Origin of the sequence: Streptomyces sp. NPDC058877 (assembly GCF_042742855.1) — a bacterium.
GTDB lineage: Bacteria > Actinomycetota > Actinomycetes > Streptomycetales > Streptomycetaceae > Streptomyces.
Genome location: NZ_JBHYMF010000058.1, coordinates 22,530 through 39,662, shown reverse-complemented (window position 1 = coordinate 39,662; position 17,133 = coordinate 22,530). Strand labels below are relative to the sequence as shown.

At 71.5% G+C, this 17,133-nt stretch carries 19 protein-coding genes, 1 tRNA gene and 1 riboswitch; of the genes, 13 read left to right on the top strand and 7 right to left on the bottom strand.

Features of this window, described 5'->3' with window-relative positions:
• Positions 1-135 precede the first annotated feature (135 nt).
• Together ACFW2Y_RS16190 and ACFW2Y_RS16185 are read right to left on the bottom strand one after the other, a co-directional pair.
• Positions 136-1,401, bottom strand: a complete 1,266-nt coding sequence (locus ACFW2Y_RS16190) for a PTS transporter subunit EIIC (protein WP_384878744.1) — start codon at positions 1,399-1,401, stop codon at positions 136-138.
• Positions 1,402-1,687: 286 nt separating this feature from the next.
• On the bottom strand, positions 1,688-2,989 hold the full coding sequence (locus ACFW2Y_RS16185) for a PTS transporter subunit EIIC (protein ID WP_384878741.1): 1,302 nt from the start codon (positions 2,987-2,989) through the stop codon (positions 1,688-1,690).
• Between the two features lie 235 nt (positions 2,990-3,224).
• Between ACFW2Y_RS16185 and ACFW2Y_RS16180 the strand changes: the two genes are divergently transcribed.
• The 4 genes from ACFW2Y_RS16180 (at position 3,225) to rdgB (ending at position 5,374) form a co-directional block, all read left to right on the top strand.
• Positions 3,225-3,458, top strand: a complete 234-nt coding sequence (locus ACFW2Y_RS16180) for a glucose PTS transporter subunit EIIB (RefSeq protein WP_384878739.1) — start codon at positions 3,225-3,227, stop codon at positions 3,456-3,458.
• 84 nt (positions 3,459-3,542) lie between these two features.
• The gene (gene rph, locus ACFW2Y_RS16175; RefSeq protein WP_384878736.1) at positions 3,543-4,274 is read left to right on the top strand and encodes a ribonuclease PH; all 732 of its coding nucleotides are present in this window, start codon (positions 3,543-3,545) and stop codon (positions 4,272-4,274) included.
• An 84-nt stretch (positions 4,275-4,358) separates the two neighbouring features.
• Complete coding sequence (locus tag ACFW2Y_RS16170; protein WP_384878734.1) at positions 4,359-4,739, top strand: hypothetical protein; 381 nt, start codon at positions 4,359-4,361, stop codon at positions 4,737-4,739.
• Between the two features lie 32 nt (positions 4,740-4,771).
• Positions 4,772-5,374, top strand: coding sequence for an RdgB/HAM1 family non-canonical purine NTP pyrophosphatase (gene rdgB / locus ACFW2Y_RS16165; RefSeq protein ID WP_384878731.1), 603 nt, complete (start codon positions 4,772-4,774; stop codon positions 5,372-5,374).
• Positions 5,375-5,427: 53 nt separating this feature from the next.
• On the opposite strand, the gene ACFW2Y_RS16160 is transcribed toward rdgB, so the two are convergent.
• Together ACFW2Y_RS16160 and bcp are read right to left on the bottom strand one after the other, a co-directional pair.
• Positions 5,428-5,512 (bottom strand) — tRNA-Leu (locus ACFW2Y_RS16160).
• 202 nt (positions 5,513-5,714) lie between these two features.
• Entirely contained in the window at positions 5,715-6,182 is a 468-nt protein-coding gene (gene bcp / locus ACFW2Y_RS16155; RefSeq protein WP_384878728.1) for a thioredoxin-dependent thiol peroxidase, read from the bottom strand.
• Positions 6,183-6,306: 124 nt separating this feature from the next.
• Here bcp and ACFW2Y_RS16150 point away from each other — a divergent pair, with 124 nt between their 5' ends.
• From ACFW2Y_RS16150 to ACFW2Y_RS16140, 3 genes are all read left to right on the top strand, one after another.
• Positions 6,307-6,624, top strand: coding sequence for a DUF3618 domain-containing protein (locus tag ACFW2Y_RS16150; protein WP_384878726.1), 318 nt, complete (start codon positions 6,307-6,309; stop codon positions 6,622-6,624).
• A 46-nt stretch (positions 6,625-6,670) separates the two neighbouring features.
• Entirely contained in the window at positions 6,671-7,009 is a 339-nt protein-coding gene (locus ACFW2Y_RS16145) for a co-chaperone GroES (RefSeq protein ID WP_030554720.1), read from the top strand.
• Between the two features lie 63 nt (positions 7,010-7,072).
• A riboswitch (guanidine-III (ykkC-III) riboswitch) is annotated at positions 7,073-7,134 on the top strand.
• 32 nt (positions 7,135-7,166) lie between these two features.
• Entirely contained in the window at positions 7,167-7,487 is a 321-nt protein-coding gene (locus tag ACFW2Y_RS16140) for a DMT family transporter (protein WP_384878723.1), read from the top strand.
• Here the strand turns inward: ACFW2Y_RS16140 and ACFW2Y_RS16135 are convergent.
• A complete protein-coding gene (locus tag ACFW2Y_RS16135; RefSeq protein WP_384878721.1) occupies positions 7,481-9,649 on the bottom strand; it encodes a transglycosylase domain-containing protein in 2,169 nt (722 codons plus the stop codon). The two genes, ACFW2Y_RS16140 and ACFW2Y_RS16135, sit on opposite strands and share 7 nt — an antisense overlap.
• A gap of 247 nt (positions 9,650-9,896) precedes the next feature.
• Here ACFW2Y_RS16135 and ACFW2Y_RS16130 point away from each other — a divergent pair, with 247 nt between their 5' ends.
• A complete protein-coding gene (locus ACFW2Y_RS16130) occupies positions 9,897-11,165 on the top strand; it encodes a DUF445 domain-containing protein (RefSeq protein WP_384878718.1) in 1,269 nt (422 codons plus the stop codon).
• Between the two features lie 46 nt (positions 11,166-11,211).
• Here ACFW2Y_RS16130 and ACFW2Y_RS16125 read toward each other — a convergent pair whose 3' ends face one another.
• Together ACFW2Y_RS16125 and ACFW2Y_RS16120 are read right to left on the bottom strand one after the other, a co-directional pair.
• Entirely contained in the window at positions 11,212-11,523 is a 312-nt protein-coding gene (locus tag ACFW2Y_RS16125; protein WP_384878715.1) for a hypothetical protein, read from the bottom strand.
• Positions 11,524-11,697: 174 nt separating this feature from the next.
• Positions 11,698-12,696 carry an SEC-C domain-containing protein gene (locus ACFW2Y_RS16120; RefSeq protein ID WP_384878712.1) on the bottom strand — a complete coding sequence of 333 codons (999 nt, stop codon included), beginning with the start codon at positions 12,694-12,696 and terminating at the stop codon, positions 11,698-11,700.
• A gap of 51 nt (positions 12,697-12,747) precedes the next feature.
• Here ACFW2Y_RS16120 and ACFW2Y_RS16115 point away from each other — a divergent pair, with 51 nt between their 5' ends.
• The 5 genes from ACFW2Y_RS16115 to ACFW2Y_RS16095 form a co-directional block, all read left to right on the top strand.
• Complete coding sequence (locus ACFW2Y_RS16115; protein ID WP_384878709.1) at positions 12,748-13,581, top strand: class E sortase; 834 nt, start codon at positions 12,748-12,750, stop codon at positions 13,579-13,581.
• Between the two features lie 170 nt (positions 13,582-13,751).
• Positions 13,752-14,045 carry a DUF6412 domain-containing protein gene (locus ACFW2Y_RS16110; protein WP_384878707.1) on the top strand — a complete coding sequence of 98 codons (294 nt, stop codon included), beginning with the start codon at positions 13,752-13,754 and terminating at the stop codon, positions 14,043-14,045.
• An 86-nt stretch (positions 14,046-14,131) separates the two neighbouring features.
• Positions 14,132-14,857, top strand: a complete 726-nt coding sequence (locus ACFW2Y_RS16105; protein ID WP_384878704.1) for a YidC/Oxa1 family membrane protein insertase — start codon at positions 14,132-14,134, stop codon at positions 14,855-14,857.
• A gap of 136 nt (positions 14,858-14,993) precedes the next feature.
• Positions 14,994-15,851 (top strand): fumarylacetoacetate hydrolase family protein, encoded by an 858-nt coding sequence (locus tag ACFW2Y_RS16100; RefSeq protein ID WP_384878702.1) that lies wholly within the window; start codon positions 14,994-14,996, stop codon positions 15,849-15,851.
• Positions 15,852-15,949: 98 nt separating this feature from the next.
• Positions 15,950-17,133, top strand: a 1,184-nt coding sequence (locus tag ACFW2Y_RS16095) for a choice-of-anchor A family protein (protein ID WP_384878750.1), incomplete at its 3' end; no start/stop codon positions are given.

The following is a 17,133-nucleotide window of genomic DNA, read 5'->3' as shown; positions in this document are numbered from 1 at the left end:
CGCACCCACCCCATACGACAACGCCGGCCTTCAAGACCACAACCGAGTCTTGAAGGCCGACGTCACGCCAGGCCCCGAATTAACCAACGGCATCCCGTGATGGTTCCGGGGCCCTTCCCGTCGTGCGGGCGGGACTCACGCCTTGGTGAGGTCCTCCAGCTCCTCCTCGGGCTCACGGCCCGGGGTGGGGAGGTTGAACTTGGTGATCGCGAAGCGGAAGACCACGTAGTAGACGGCTCCGAAGACCAGGCCGATCGGGATGATCAGCCAGGGCTTGGTCGCGAGGTTCCAGTTCAGGCCGTAGTCGATGAGGCCGGCGGAGAAGGTGAAGCCCGCGTGGACGCCGAGGGCCCAGGTGACGGCCATCGAGACGGCGGTCAGGACGGCGTGGATCGCGTACAGGGCCGGCGCGATGAACATGAACGTGAACTCGATCGGCTCGGTGATGCCGGTGACGAAGGAGGTCAACGCGAGGGAGAGCATCATGCCCAGGACGGCCTTGCGGCGCTCCGGACGGGCGGAGTGCGCGATGGCGAGCGCGGCGGCCGGGAGGCCGAACATCATGATCGGGAAGAAGCCCGACATGAAGATTCCGGCGCTCGGGTCACCGGCGAAGAAGCGGTTCAGGTCGCCGTGGACGACATCGCCGGCCGCGTTGGTGAAGTCGCCGATCTGGAACCAGGAGACGGTGTTCACGAACTGGTGCATGCCGACCGGGATCAACGCGCGGTTGATGAGGCCGAAGAGGCCGGCGCCACCGGCGCCGAGGCCGGTCATCCACTCGCCGAAGGAGGAGATGCCGTTGCCGATCGGCTCCCAGACGAGGCCGAAGACGACACCCACGGCGGTGCCGACGAAGGCCATGATGATCGGGACGAGTCGGCGGCCGTTGAAGAAGCCGAGCCAGTCGACCAGCTTGGTGCGGTGGAACCGCTGCCACAGGACAGCCGAGATCAGACCCATGAGGATGCCGCCGAGGACACCCGGGTTGTTGTACTTCGCGGCGACGTCGACACCGTCGTTGGCGGTCGTGTTGATGACCGCCTCGGCGACGGGGAAGGCCTTCAGCACGTTCTCGTAGACCAGGAAGCCCACGAGCGCGGCGAGGGCGGTGGAGCCGTCCGCCTTCTTGGCGAAGCCGATGGCGACGCCGATACAGAAGAGCAGGGGCAGGTGGTCGAATACCGCGCCGCCGGCGGTGGCGAAGACCGAGGCGACCTTGTCCCAACCGAGACCGTCCTTGCCGAACACGTCGTTCTGGCCGAGACGGAGCAAGATACCCGCGGCCGGCAGCACGGCGATCGGCAGCTGCAGGCTGCGACCGACCTTCTGCAGGCCCTGGAACAGGCCGGATCCGCGCTTCTTCGCGGGAGCGGCGGCCTGGGCGGTGGCCGTACTCATCAACTTCCTCCAGTAAGGCAAGGCGCCGCCAGAGGACAGAAAGGGGGTGACGGCGACGTCCCGTGGAACGCGGCGATCTCGACCGCGTGGTCTACACCAATGAGTGGTGTAGACCAGTTGTAGCACGTGAGACTTAGATAAGGAACCTTCGAATTTTGTGGACCGAGTCATAGCTGGAAATGCACGACATAAGGCCCCCGGACGGTCAGGTCCGGGGGCCTCTGTCGGGCCTTACGGGGAGGGCGAAAGCCTCAAAGCGGTCGGGACGTGTGGCGCGGGACGGGGCTCAGGCCTTGGTGATGTCCCGCTCGATCTGCTCCTCCAGCTCGTCCGGCTCGCGACCGGGGGTGGGGAGGTCGAACTTGATGATCGCGAACCGGAAGATCACGTAGTACACGACCGCGAAGCCCAGGCCGATCGGGATGATCAGCCACGGCTTGGTCGCCAGGTTCCAGTTGATCACGTAGTCGATCAGGCCGGCCGAGAAGCTGAAGCCGTCCTTCACGCCGACCGCCCAGGTCAGCGCCATCGACACGCCGGTGAGCACCGCGTGGATCGCGTACAGCACCGGTGCGATGAACAGGAACGAGTACTCGATCGGTTCGGTGATGCCGGTGACGAAGGAGGTCAGGGCGACCGAGAGCATCAGGCCGCCGACCGCCTTGCGCCGGTGCGGCTTGGCGCAGTGGGTGATCGCGAGCGCCGCCGCCGGCAGCGCGAACATCATGATCGGGAAGAAGCCGGTGGTGAACTGTCCGGCGTTGGGGTCGCCCGCGAGGAACATGCTGATGTCACCGTGGACGACCGTCCCGTCCGGCTTGGTGTACGTGCCGAACTGGAACCAGATGGGCACGTTCAGGAACTGGTGCAGGCCGATGACCAGCAGGGCCCGGTTGGCGACACCGAAGATGCCGGAGCCCCAGGCGTCCAGTCCGACCAGCCAGTCGCTGAAGTTCTCCAGGGCGTCGCCGATGGGCGGCCAGATCCACAGGCAGAGCGAGGCGAACGCGATCCCGACGAAGGCCATGATGATCGGGACGAGCCGGCGGCCGTTGAAGAAGCCGAGCCAGTCGACCAGCTTCACCCGGTGGTACCGCTGCCAGAACCAGGCCGCCAGCAGGCCCATGATGATGCCGCCGAAGACGCCCGGGTTCTGGTACGTGTACCCGGAGTAGAGCTCCCCCGGGGCCAGGCAGCCGCCGCCGATGTCCGCCGTGCCCTCGGGGCAGGTCACCGGGAACTGGCGCAGCACGTTGTAGTAGACGAGGAAGCCGACCACGGCCGCCAGCGCGGTCGAGCCGTCCGCCTTCTTCGCCATGCCGATGGCGACGCCGATGCAGAACAGCAGGGGCAGGCCCAGGTTGCCGTCGAGCAGCGCGCCGCCGGCGCCCGCCATGACCTTGGCGACGTTGTCCCAGCCGAGGCCGTCGGCGCCGAAGACGTCCGGCTGTCCGAGCCGGTTGATGATGCCGGCCGCCGGAAGGACGGCGATGGGGAGCTGAAGGCTGCGACCCATCTTCTGCAGGCCCTGGAAGAGCCCGCCCCAGGTGGGCTTCTTCGGCCGTGCCGCAGCGCTGTCGGTGCTCATCGGCGTCCTCCCTGCCGGGAACAGGCCCGGCCCGCATCTTGTTGCAGACTGGTGTAGACCAGTTGCGATAGGCTCCGGGAGCCCACAGAGGGCAGGCCGCCGGTGATCGTCATCATTCGGCAGAACGGCTGCACTCGCTCGCGAAGTTGGGCCAACCGTGGGTTACGGTGACGAAGCGGACCGCAGGTGCGCCGAGATTCGCGTGCTCGCGAACGGAACGGACAGGGAGAAACACATGGCCAGCAAGGCTGAGAAGATCGTCGCCGGGCTCGGCGGCATCGACAACATCGAAGAGGTCGAAGGCTGCATCACCCGCCTGCGCACCGAGGTCGTGGACCCCGCCCTCGTCGACGAGGGCGCCCTGAAGGCCGCCGGCGCCCACGGCGTCGTGAAGATGGGCACCGCCATCCAGGTCGTCATCGGCACCGACGCCGACCCGATCGCCGCGGAGATCGAAGACCTGATGTGAGCGTGAGCGTTCCGCTCGCATCCTGAGGAGGGCCCGTTCCGGCAGGGGAACGGGCCCTCCGTCATGTCCGGCTAGGCTCGTGCCATGTCTCGCATCGACGGCCGTACCCCCGAACAGCTCCGTCCCGTCACCATCGAACGCGGTTGGAGCAAGCACGCCGAGGGCTCCGTCCTCATCTCCTTCGGCGACACCAAGGTGTTCTGCACCGCCTCCGTCACCGAAGGCGTCCCGCGCTGGCGCAAGGGCAGCGGCGAGGGCTGGGTCACCGGTGAGTACTCCATGCTCCCCCGCGCCACCAACACCCGCGGCGACCGCGAGTCGGTCCGCGGCAAGATCGGCGGTCGGACCCACGAGATCTCCCGCCTCATCGGCCGCTCGCTGCGCGCCGTCATCGACTACAAGGCCCTCGGCGAGAACACCGTCGTCCTCGACTGCGACGTCCTCCAGGCCGACGGCGGCACCCGCACCGCCGCCATCACCGGCGCCTACGTCGCCCTGGCCGACGCCGTCGCCTGGGCCCAGGGGAAGAAGCTGGTCAAGGCCGGCCGCAAGCCGCTGACCGGCACCGTCGCCGCCGTCTCCGTCGGCATCGTCGACGGCGTTCCGCTGCTCGACCTCTGCTACGAGGAGGACGTCCGCGCCGACACCGACATGAACGTCGTCTGCACCGGCGACGGCCGCTTCGTCGAGGTCCAGGGCACCGCCGAGGCCGAGCCCTTCGACCGCAAGGAGCTCAACGCCCTCCTCGACCTCGCCTCCGGCGGCTGCGCCGAACTGGCCGAGATCCAGCGCAAGGTGCTCGAAGGAACCCTCTGACCCCCGGCCGCGTCATGACGGGCAACGGGCGCACGGGTACGATCCGTGCGCCCGCACGCCCGTCCGTACTGGGGAGGAACCGTCTTGAAGCGCCGTCTCGCACCCGCCGTGGCCACGGCCGTCGCGCTCGTCACCGTCCTGAGCGGCTGCGGAGCCTTCGACACGGCCATGGACTGCGTCAGGACCGCCGACGCGATAGCCACGTCCGTGCAGAACCTGCAGCAGGCCGTCTCCAACGCTTCCAACGACGTCACGCAGATCGAGGAGTCCCTGGACTCGATCACCACCGAGCTCGACAACCTCGGGGGCACCACGGGCAACGCCGACCTCTCCAAGGCCGTCGATGACCTCGGCAAGGGCGTGGACGCGGTCCGCGCGGCCGTCAGGAACGGCGACACCACCCCGGACCTCACCCCGATCACCGATGCCGCGGGCGAGGTGGCCAAGGTCTGCACGCCCGGCTGAGACGCCCCGGACGACCCCGGATAATCGGGGACATGACCCGTCTGATCCTCGCCACCCGCAACGCGGGCAAGATCACCGAACTCCACGCGATCCTCGCCGACGCGGGCCTCGACCTCGAACTCGTCGGCGCGGACGCGTACCCCGACGTCCCCGACGTCAAGGAAACCGGCGTCACCTTCGCCGAGAACGCCCTCCTGAAGGCCCACGCCCTCGCCCGCGCCACGGGCCTGCCGGCCGTCGCCGACGACTCCGGCCTCTGCGTCGACGTCCTCAACGGCGCCCCCGGCATCTTCTCGGCCCGCTGGGCAGGCGCCCACGGCGACGACCGCGCCAATCTGAACCTGCTCCTGGCGCAACTGTCCGACATCGACGAGGCCCACCGCGGTGCCCACTTCGCCTGTGCGGCGGCCCTGGCGCTGCCCGACGGCACGGAGCGCGTCGTCGAGGGCCGCATGGAGGGCAGCCTCCGCCACGCCCCGGTCGGCACGAACGGCTTCGGCTACGACCCGATCCTCCAGCCGGCGGGCCACCGGGTGACCTGTGCCGAGCTGTCGCCCGAGGAGAAGAACGCGATCAGCCACCGGGGCAAGGCCTTCAGGGCCCTGGTGCCGGTGGTGCGGGAGCTGCTGGGCTGAGGCCCCATGTGCACGGCCTGCGAATCAGGAAGGTGATTCGCAGGCCATTTCCGTGCGGCGGAAGGGATTCGAACCCTCAAGCCCGATCAAGGGCCACAGATCCTAAGTCTGCTGCGTCAGCCGTTGCGCCACCGCCGCTCGTCGCCTGCCATGGTACCGGGAGGGGCCCCGGCACTTGGATGCGCCCGCCCCGCACGTCAGTTGCCGCGACGGGAACGCGGGCGGGCCCGGTGGTCGCCGGGCGGGCGCCCCGCGTCGCGCACCCTCCGCAGGAGAGGACGGGCCGCGGGCCGTCCCGTGCCCGGCGGCACGGGGCGGCCCGTCGCGGTGCGGTCCGGGGTCAGATCCCCAGGTCCCGGATGATCTTGGCGACGTGTCCCGTGGCCTTCACGTTGTAGAAGGCGTGCTCGACCTTGCCGTCCTCGTCGACCACGATCGTGGAGCGGATCACGCCCTTCACCAGCTTGCCGTAGAGCTTCTTCTCGCCGAAGGCGCCGTACGCCTCCAGGGTCGTCTTCTCCGGGTCACCGACCAGGGTGACCGTCAGGTTCTCCTTCTCGCGGAACTTCGCCAGCTTCTCCGGCTTGTCGGGGGAGACGCCGATGACGTCGTAGCCCGCCTCCGTCAGCAGGGCCAGGTTGTCGGTGAAGTCGCAGGCCTGCTTGGTGCAACCGGGGGTCAGGGCGGCCGGGTAGAAGTAGACGATGACCTTGCGCCCCTTGTGGTCCGCGAGGGAGACCTCGTTGCCGTCCGCATCGGGAAGGGTGAAGGCGGGGGCGGTGTCGCCGGGCTGCAGTCGCTCGCTCATGGCTCTCCTCGGGAGTGTTTCGCGTACGCGATAAGAGCCTAATGGGGGGTCTGCGGCCACCCGGCGGCGGTGGAACTGACAGACTGAACGTCAACGACCGGAATACGACTACGGAGGCAGCGCGGTGTCGGAGGCCAGGACCCCTGCGCAGATCGAGGCGGACATCGTCCGCCGGCGCGAGCAGCTCGCCGTCACGCTCGACGAGATCGGCATTCGGATGCACCCGAAGACGATCGTCGGGGACGCCAAGGCCAAGGTCGCCTCGACGGTCGACCAGACCGCCGGACGCGCCTTCGTCGCCGTCAACCGGGTCGTCTCGGACGTCAAGGCCCGGTTCACGGACGAGGACGGCGCACCCCGTCTGGAGCGGGTCGTCCCGGCGGCCGTGGTGGCCCTCGCCGTCGTCGGGCTGATCGTTTCCTCGCGGCGGAACAAGGCGTGACCCTTCCCCGACACGGGCGACCCGCCCGGACAGGTAGGTTCACTCCGTGAGCGAGAACACGCACGACAAACTGCCCATCCGGATGCTCCACGACCGGGTCCTGGTCCGTACCGACTCCCCGGAGGGGGAACGGCGTTCCGGCGGAGGCATCCTGATCCCGGCGACCGCCGCCGTCGGCCGCCGCCTCGCCTGGGCCGAGGTCGTCGCGGTCGGCCAGAACGTCCGCACCGTCGAGATCGGCGACCGGGTGCTGTACGACCCCGAGGACCGGGCCGAGGTCGAGGTGCGGGGCGTCGCCTACGTCCTGATGCGGGAGCGCGACCTGCACGCGGTGGCCGCGGACCGCTTCCAGGGGACCTCCGACTCGACCGGCCTCTACCTGTAGCGAAGGAGCGCGGGACCTCCCGGGGCCCCGGTGACCACGGTCACCGGGGCCCCGCTCGTTCCTTGCTAGCCTGGGGGCACCCCGACGAGACGCGCCGTACCGGGTCGACGACAAGACGACGCACCCCTGTTGATCCGTCTCGCGGAGGTGTTCCGTCATGGCCTGGTTCCTGCTCGTCGTCGCCGGTCTGCTCGAAGTCGGCTGGTCGATCGGCATGAAGTACACCGAAGGCTTCACCCGCCCCTGGCCCAGCGCGTTCACCGCTGCCGGGATCGTGGCCTCCATGCTGCTGCTGTCCCAGGCGGCCAAGACCCTGCCGATCGGCACGGCGTACGGGGTGTGGGTCGGCATCGGTGCGGCCGGTGCGGCGGTGCTCGGCATGGTGGTGCTCGGCGAGCCGGCGACCGCCGCCCGGATCTTCTTCGTCTGCCTGCTGCTGGTCGCCGTGGTGGGACTCAAGGCGACCTCGGGTCACTGACCCCGGGTGCCCGGAGGGGCCGCCCGGTCCGGGGCGCGCACGGGAGCGGGGCCGCGCGGTGCCGCTTCCGGCCCCGCCCAGCCCGTCTCGGGCCAGCCCTCCGGACCGGGCGGCCCCTCCGGGCCGTCCGGCGTCGGCGGGACCTGCGGCATCTCCTCCGCCCCCGGCATCAGCCGCAGCTCGAAGTCCTGCGGTGCCGTCCCCGCCAGGGCTTCGCGGGTGAACCGGGCCCAGATCTCGGCCGGCGCCCCGCCCCCGTTGACCCGCGGCAGTCCCAGGGCCCCGTAGAGCGGTTCCTGCGCGCCCGACTCGGGGTCCTGCCCCATCAGCGCGACGACCGCCGCGAGGTCCGGGGTGTAGCCGGCGAACCAGGCGGCCTTGTCGTCCTCGGCCGTTCCCGTCTTGCCCGCCGCGGGGCGCCCGGCAGCCTGGGCCGCGGTGCCCGTGCCGGTCTCGACGACGCTCCGCAGGATCGCCGTGGTGGTGTCGGCCGCTTCGCGGCTCACCGCCTGCCGGCGGCGGGCGGCCGGGAGCGCGAGGTGCCGGCCGTCGCGGCTGACGTCCTCGACGAGGGAGTAGGTGCCGTTCCGTCCGTGCGCGGCGAGCGTGGCGTACGCCGAGGCCATGTCGAGGACGCTGGCGGTGGCGGGGCCGAGGGCGATGGAGGGGGAGGCGGTGAGGTCCGGCGTGGAGCCGGGCACCCCGAGGGCGATCGCGGTGCGCCGTACGTGCGCGGGGCCGACGTCGACCGCCATCTGCGCGTACACGGTGTTCACCGAGAGGTCGGTGGCGGTGCCGACGGGGATCTCCCCGTAGCTCCTCCCGTCCTCGTTGGCCGGGTCGTACGGGCTGCCGCTCCACCCCTCCACCGGGCGCCGGTCGGTGCCGTCGTACAGGGTGTACGGGGTGATCGGCAGGCCCTGTTGGGTCTGTGCGCCGCTCTGGACGGCGGCCGTGAAGACGAAGGGCTTGAAGGTGGAGCCGACCTGGTAGTCCCGGCGGGTGGCGTTGTTGACGTACTGCTGGGTGTAGTCGACGCCGCCGTACAGGGCGAGGACCTTGCCGTTCGCCGGATCGACGGCCGCCGCCCCGACCCGCACGTAGCGGTCGGCCGGCACGCCGGCCGGGTCGAGCCGGGAGACCACCCGCTCCTCGACCGCCTCGGTGAGGGCCTCCTGCTTCGCGGGCTCCAGGGTGGTGGTGATCCGGAAGCCGCCGCTGGCGAGGGCCTCTTCGTCGAGGATCCCGCGCTCGGTGAGGTACTCCTCCACGGCCTGGACGACATAGCCGCGCTGCCCGGAGAGGGCGGTCGCGGGGCGGGCGGTCCGGGGCGCGGGGAAGCGGGCGGCGGCACGGTCCGCGGGGCTGAGCCAGCCCTCGCCGACCATCCCGTCGAGGACGTAGTGCCAGCGGGCGACGGCCTTGGCCCGGTTCTCCGGGTGGGTGGTGACGTCGTAGGCGCTGGGGGCCTTGAGGAGGGCGGCGAGGTACGCGCCCTCGGCGGTGTCGAGCCCCCCGACGTCCTTGCCGTAGTAGGCACGGGCGGCGGCCTGCACGCCGTAGGCGTTCCGGCCGAAGTAACTGGTGTTCAGATAGCCCTGGAGGATGTCCTCCTTGCTCTTCTCGCGGCCCAGTCTGATCGCGATGAAGAACTCCTTGGCCTTGCGGCTGAGGGTCTGTTCCTGGCCCAGGTAGTAGTTCTTGACGTACTGCTGGGTGATGGTGGAGCCGGACTGGCGGCCCTTGCCGGTGACGGTGTTCCAGGCGGCCCGGACCATCGCCTTGGGATCGACGGCGCGCGAGGTGTGGAAGTCGCGGTCCTCGGCGGCGAGCACGGCTCGCCGCACGGTGAGCGGAACCTGGTCGAGGCGGACGTTCTCCCGGTTGACCTCGCCGTCGCGGGCGAGGGGGGTGCCGTCCCGGTAGAGGTAGACGTTGGACTGGGCGACGGCGCTGGCGTTGGCGGGCGGGATCTCCACCAGGAGGTAGCCGGCGGTGAAGGCGCCGGCGAGCAGCAGCGTGCCGAGGAGCAGCAGCCCGAAGAGGGCCCGCAGGACGCGGCGGGGGCGTTTCTTCGGGCGTGCGTCCGGTCGTGGTGCCGGGAGGGTGGGGTCCCTCGGTTCCCAGTTCGCATCCGGGTTCGTACCAGAAGAAGGGGACATGGCATCACATATTGCACGGTAAGCGAGCGAAACTCCCGAAAGGCTGACAATTACCGTGCGAAGTCCCATGGGGAAGCGGTCCCGTGCGGACCGGCGGCTTCCCCGCCCCGAGCGCGGTGCGGCTTCGCAGCATCCCCTCGTCGCCCCCCTCGGTGCGGGAGCCGGACATCGGGGCGGTGATCGCGAAGATGTACGGGGGAACTCGGGACGAGCTCCGGGAGTCCCCTGAGGTAGGGAGGTCGAGTCGATGGTGAGTTTCGCGTACACGGCGGCGGACGAGGAGAAGAGCCGGGGCGTCCGCCGGATGAAGGCGCTGGCGACGTGCCTGCTCCTCGTCGTCGCGGCGGTCTACGCCCTGGCCACCTGGGCCCGGAGCGCGGGCGGGGGAGCCTGGGCGGGCTATGTCGCGGCGGCGGCGGAAGCCGGCATGGTCGGTGCGCTCGCGGACTGGTTCGCGGTGACGGCCCTCTTCCGGCGCCCGCTGGGCCTGCCGATCCCGCACACGGCGATCATCCCGACGAAGAAGGACCAGCTGGGCGCGTCACTGGGCACCTTCGTGGGCGAGAACTTCCTCTCCGCCGACGTCGTGCGGGGTCGGCTCCACGCCCTGGGCATCGGCGGCCGGTTGGGCGCCTGGCTGGCGGACCCGGCCCATGCCGACCGGGTCACCGCGGAACTGGCGACGGCCCTGCGCGGCGCGCTCACGGTGCTGCGGGACGCGGACGTGCAGGCGGTGGTCGGCGAGGCGATCACCCGTCGGGCAGAAGCGGCGGAGATCGCGCCCGGCCTGGGCAAGACGCTGCAGAGGGTGGTCGCCGACGGAGCCCACCACCGGGCCGTCGACCTGATCTGCAGCCGCGCCCACGACTGGCTCGTCACCCACGGGGACTCGGTGATGGACGCGGTCCAGGGCGGTGCCCCGGGCTGGACCCCGCGCTTCGTCGACCGGCGCATCGGCGAGCGCGTGTACAAGGAACTCCTCCGCTTCGTCACGGAGATGAGGGACATGCCGGGCCACCCGGCGCGCGGTGCGATCGACCGCTTCCTCACCGACTTCGCGACCGACCTCCAGGCCGACACGGACACGAGGGCCCGCGTGGAGCGCCTGAAAGCGGAGGTCCTGGCCCGCCCGGAAGTCCAGGACGTCATCGCCTCGGCCTGGTCCTCGGTCCGCTCACTGATCATCGCGGCTGCGGAGGACGACCACAGCCAGCTCCGCCTCCGCGCCCGGGCCTCCCTGATCTCCCTGGGCAGCCGTCTGGCGACGGACTCCCGACTCCAGGCGAAGGTGGAGGGCTGGGCGGAGGACGCGGCGGCGTACGTCGTCACGACGTACCGCCACGAGATCACGTCCCTGATCACCGACACGGTCGCCGGCTGGGACGCCGACCAGACGTCCAAGAAGATCGAGGCCAACATCGGACGCGACCTGCAGTTCATCCGCATCAACGGCACGGTGGTGGGCGCCCTGGCCGGCCTCTTGATCTACACGGCGAGCCATGCGCTGGGTGGCTGAGCGGGCGGCAGCCCCCTGGACCTCCGGCGGGTGACGGCGCGGACCGTCACCCCTTCCCGCGGGTGACGGCCCAGGACGCCGCGGCCATGCCGGCGGCCACGGAGAACACCGCGGGCCAGGCCCCGATCCGCTTCGCGAGCGGGTGGGACCCGGCGAACGCGGCGACATAGGCACCGGTGAGCCCGGCGGCCACCTTGCCCCCGCCCACCTGCTGCCACTCCCGCGCGGCCACCCCGCCGGCCAGGGCGAGCACCACCCCGCCGAGGGGCCGCTTCCCGGTCCACCGTGCGACGGCGTATCCCCCGACGAGCCCGGTGGCGGCGACGGCGGCGACGGCGGAGGAGGGGATGCGGGACACGGCGGGAGCCTTTCGGGTGACCGCGTCGGCCCGGCGGTGCGCCGGTTCGACGTCGTGCGGGGGCGGTTCGAAGGAACGGGTCGCTTCGAGGAGGGCGGTTCGAGGGGGCGGGGTCGGTTCGAGGGGGCGGGGTCGGTTCGAGGGGGCGGGGTCGGTTCGAGGGGGCGGGGTCGGTCACTCCGCGCCGTGGCACTCCCCGTACGTGGCCCCCGAGCCGCACCAGCACGCCGCGCCGCGGGGCGGCGGCCAGGCGCTGGCCCGGGCCCGGGCCGCCAGGGTGGTGGCGTACTGGGGGAGGAGGTCCGCGTTCGAGGGGCGGGCGGATTCGGAGGCGGCGAAGGCTTCATAGGAGGGGACCGTGGCGCGGACGATGCCGAGGTTGGGGGTGCCGGCCTGGGCGAGTTCGCGGAGTGACGCCTCGATGTCGGTGAGGTGGGCCCGGTACGTGGGGTACTCGGCCTCCAGCTCCGGGTAGGCCGCGAGGAGCTCGTTCAGTTCCGGTTCCGGCCAGTGCAGGACCGCCACCGGGAACGGGCGGGAGAGGGCCGTGCGGTAGGTGCCCAACTCGGAGCGGAGGCGGGCGATCTCCGCCTGGAGTTCCGCCGGGTCCGAGGAGCCCAGCGACCACAACCGCTTCGGGTCGTGCAGCTCGTCCAGCGGCACGGCCGCCGTGTGCAAGCGGTCCGCCAGGTCGTCCCCGTCGTCGTGGGGGAGGGCCAGCATGCGGCGGATCCGGTGGCGGGTCGAGAGCAGCGACCGGGTGGCGTGGGGGAGGTCGTCCGGAGACGTCACCAGGAGGGTCGCGGCCTCCGTCAGGGTCGCCTCCGCCGCCTCCAGTTCGTCGTGGGCCTCCAGCGTCTCCGCCGCCACCTCCCAGGCCGTCGCCTCCGGCGGCTTGGCCCGCCGCACGCCGTCGATGATCGCCCGAGCCTCGGCCTCGTGCCCGTACTCCCACAGGTTCGCCGCCTTCAGCGCCCTGACGAGGTGCGGGTCGGCCGGCGTGCCGGTGAGCAGGGCGTCGTAGAGGGCCGTCGCCCCCGGGCGGTCGCCCGCGAGCTCCCGGTGGGCCGCGGCCTGGAGGTAGAGGGGTTCCCGGTCTCCCGGGTACTGCTCCGCGGTGCGCAGCAGACGCTCGGCTTCGGTGGTGTGGTCGGCAGGCGTGTCGGGGCGCATGGCCCCCACCGTACTGCTGTACGGGCCTGGAGAGTTGGCGCCCCAGCGCTTATGGTGCCCCGCGTGCGGGCCGGGGTGGGGCAGCGGGTGCCGGTCGTCGTCCAGGGACGGGGGCGGCGCGGTAGGGGTGCCCGTGTGCTGTGGGCCGGTGCCGAGGCCGTCGTCACCTGCGGGCTTGTCGTCCTGCTCCTCGTCGTACACCAGCTCTGGTGGACCAACCGGCAGGCCCGTGCCGACGCGGGCGAACGGGTGCGCGTGCTGGAACGGGAGTGGGACATCTCTCCTTCCGTAGGGGCCGGCGCATCCGGAGGGTCCCGGGCGGAGCCCACGGCCGGTGCGGGGGTCGGCCCCGGCACCACACCCGGTACCGGCACCGGGGGGCCTTCGACCGCTGCGGCTCCGCGGGCCGCTTCCCCGGCCCCGACGCCGTCGCCTCGGGGACCCGCCGCCCTGGCGGTCCTGCGCATCCCCCGGCTCGGTCTCGCCGTTCCCGTCGTCGAAGGGGTCACCAAGCGGTCCGTCCTCGACAAGGGGTACGTCGGGCACTACCCCGGGACGGCCGGGCCCGGGCGGGTCGGGAACTTCGCGCTGGCCGGGCACCGGAACACCCACGGCGAGCCCTTCCGCTACGTCAACCGGCTCGCACCGGGGGACGAGATCTCCGTGCGCACCCCCGTGCGGACGTACCTCTACCGGGTCGACCTCGTGCTGCGGTCGACCTCCCCCCGGGACGTGGGAGTCATCCGCCCCGTGCCCCGTTCGCTGGTGGATCCCGCGTACGGGTACGCCGAGCCGGGTGCCTACCTCACCCTCACCACCTGCACCCCCGAGTTCAGCAGCAGCCACCGGCTCGTCGTCTGGGCGAAGCTGGTCCCGGGCGGATGAATCCGCCGTCCCTCCTCCCCGTCCTCCGGTGCGACCCCGCGCCCCGCTCGATCCCCTCGTCCCCCTCGTCCCCTCGGCGCACGGGAACTCCCGAGCGGAGCCCGGGAACTCCCGTCCCCGCCCGCGCGTCTCCACGAGGGAGAAGATCCACGAGCGCGAAGGAGGCGAGGATGGTCAAGGACCTGGTCCTGCGCACCGTCGCGCCGCTCTTCTTCCTCCTGGCCCTCGCCGATCTGCTGCTCTCCGACGGGGCGGGCCTCTCCGCCGCCTTCGCCCTCGCCGCGACCGGCGTCGTCTGCGCACTCCTCGGGGCCCCCACGGCCCCCGCCGTACCGCCCACCGCCGTCCGCACCGCCATCCGCGACCGCGAGCGGCGCACCGCCTTCCTGCCGCAGCGCGACCCCGACGCCGCGGGACGACCCCGACCCCGGGCCCCCGGCCGTCCCCTTCCGACGGCCGCGTAGGGGGCGTTCGCACCACCCGCACCTCCGCGGATCCGTCATGCCGATTTCCCGTTCCCCGGCACGACGAGACCCCACGGAGGGCTCCCATGTCCGTCTTCGCGTCCCTGGTCGAGCGACTCGCCGACCTGCTCCAGCCCCTCTTCGCGACCTCGGCCACGGCCGCTGCGATCGTTCTCTTCACCCTGCTCGTGCGGCTCGCGATCCACCCGCTCTCCCGGGCCTCCGCCCGGGGGCAGAAGGCACGCACCCGGATCGCCCCGCAGCTCGCCGAGCTCCGCAGGAAGCACGCCGCGAACCCCCAGCGGCTCGGCAGGGAAGTCGCGGAGTTGCACGCCCGGGAGCAGGTCTCCCCCTTCGCCGGCATCCTGCCCGGCCTGCTCCAGGCCCCCGCCTTCCTCCTCATGTACCACCTGTTCTCCGGGGACCGGATGGCCGGGCACACCCTGCTCGCCGCCCCGCTCGGTGACCGCTGGGGTGACGCCCTCGTCCACGGCGGGGTCCTCGGCCCGGCCGGTCGGGTCTACCTCGTCCTCTTCTTGTTCGTCGCCGTCGTCGCCGCCTTCTCCTACCGCCGCACCAAGCGGCAGCTCGCCGACCAGCCCCTCGTCCCCGAGGGGTCCGCACCGGGGGCGGGCGCGATCTCCCGGGTGGTGCCGCTACTCCCCTTCGTCACCCTGGTGACGGTCGCTGTCGTTCCGCTCGCCGTCGCCCTCTACCTCGTGACCAGCACCACCTGGACCGCGGTCGAGCGGGCCCTCCTCTTCGGTCCGTCCCGGGAGCGGGCCACCGGGACGCTCCCTACTCGCCCGTAAGGGTCCAGGGTGTGAACGGGGTCTTGCAGAGCGCCCCTTTCTCTTGGAGGATCAGCCAATCCTCCGATGGCCGCACTCCATCGGCCGGGGTACCTCAGGGTCCTTCCGGACCCACCTCGACCACAGGGAGAAGACCATGAAGCTGCTGCGTGTCGGCCCGTCGGGAGCCGAGCGCCCCGCCCTGCTCGACCAGGGCGGGACGCTCCGCGACCTGTCCGCCCTCGTCGACGACGTCGACGGCGGCCTGCTCGCCGACGCCTCCGCCCTCGACCGGATCCGCGCGGCGGCCGGGGCCGGCGTGCTGCCCGCGCTCGACGCCACCGGACTGCGCATCGGTCCGCCGGTCGGCCGGATCGGCAAGGTCGTGTGCATCGGGCTGAACTACCACGGGCACGCCGCGGAGACCGGTCAGGCGACCCCCGCCGAGCCCGTCGTCTTCCTCAAGGCCGCCGACACGGTCGTCGGCCCGGACGACACGGTGCTCGTCCCGCGCGGCTCGGTGAAGACCGACTGGGAGGTGGAGCTCGCGATCGTCATCGGCCGCACCGCCCGCTACTTGGAGACCGACGAGGAGGCCCTCGCGCACGTCGCGGGGTACGCGGTCGCGCACGACGTGTCCGAGCGCGAGTACCAGATCGAGCGCGGCGGCACGTGGGACAAGGGGAAGAACTGCGAGACCTTCAATCCGCTCGGCCCCTGGCTGGTCACCGCGGACGAGGTGCCCGACCCGCAGGACCTCGGCCTCAGGCTGTGGGTCAACGGCGAGTTGAAGCAGGACGGCCGCACCTCCGACCAGATCTTCCCGGTCGCGGAGGTCGTCCGGTACGTCAGCCGGTTCATGACCCTGTACCCGGGTGACGTCATCAACACCGGCACCCCCGCCGGCGTCGCCATGGGGCAGCCGGAGCCCAAGCCGTACCTGCGCCCCGGTGACGTCGTCGAGCTGGAGGTCGAGGGACTCGGCCGGCAGCGGCAGGAACTCAAGGGCGCCTGACCCCGGTGGCCTCCTGTTGCTGACCGCACGGGTACGAAAGCGGCGGCGCTCCGCGTGGAGCGTCGCCATTTCCCTACCCTTTTTGCATATTGCCCGATATGGAAAGAATCTCCCCTGGGGGGCGGCGCGACCGACGCCGGCTCGCCCTCATCGCCGCGTCCACGGTCGCCGCCACCGCCCTCGTCGGCACGCTGGCCGTCACGGGCCATGCCGACCCGCTGCCCGGCGGCCTCGGCCCCTGCCTCCCGGGCAACTGCCCCACGACGTACCCCGAGGACAACGGCAGCGGCACCATCGTGTACCGCGACAACAACATCAACGTCTTCGTCGGCGGCGACTTCCTCGTCCGTGAGGCCGCCGCCGAGGCCGAGGGCAAGGTGGTCGTCCTCGGCAGTTTCGACCAGAACAAGAGGGGGGGCGCCTCCGCCGTCTACAACGTCGGTGTCGCCGGGGTCGGCTCGCGCGTCCCGCCCGAGAACGGCACCGACTTCCTCACCGTCGGCAAGGACCTGACGGTGGCGGCTCGGCAGCGTCTACTCGCGGAGGAGGGCGCGACCAGCGGCGTCGTCCGGTACGGAGGTGCCCTCTCGGGCACGGTGAGCCCGACCCCGGTCCACGACGCCGCAGCCGCCGATCCGTACCTGCCGCTGCGTGACCAACTCACCGGTGCGAGCCGGTGCTACGCCTATGTGAACGGGACTTCCCGGGCCCCCACCGGCACCGCCGTCAACAACGGCTACGAGACGCTCTTCACGGGGGACGGCACCTCGGCGCTCCAGGTCTTCAACGTCGACTTCGACCTGGAGTCCACCAGCGGCGGTGCGCAGGGCATCCGCTTCGAGGGCGTCCCGGCCGGTGCGACCGTCCTGGTCAACATCCTCGGCGCGGACCGAACCGTCGACTCGTACATCAACCAACTGCCGGACGGCCTGCGGGAGCGGGTCCTGTGGAACTTCCCCGACGCCACGAGCGTCACCTTCGAGGGCACGGCCCAGTTCGCCGGCAGCGTGCTCATCGGCAACCAGGCCAGCACGGCGACGGTGACGATGCCGGGCATGAACGGCCGCTTCTTCACCACCGGCAACCTGACCCACGCCTCGGAGGCGTCCGGTGGGGGTGGCCAGGAGATCCACGCCTACCCGTTCAACGGCGACCTCCCGTCCTGCACGGATCCGACGCCGACTCCTACGGATCCGACGCCGACTCCTACGGATCCGACGCCGACTCCTACGGATCCGACGCCGACTCCTACGGATCCGACGCCGACTCCCACGGATCCGAC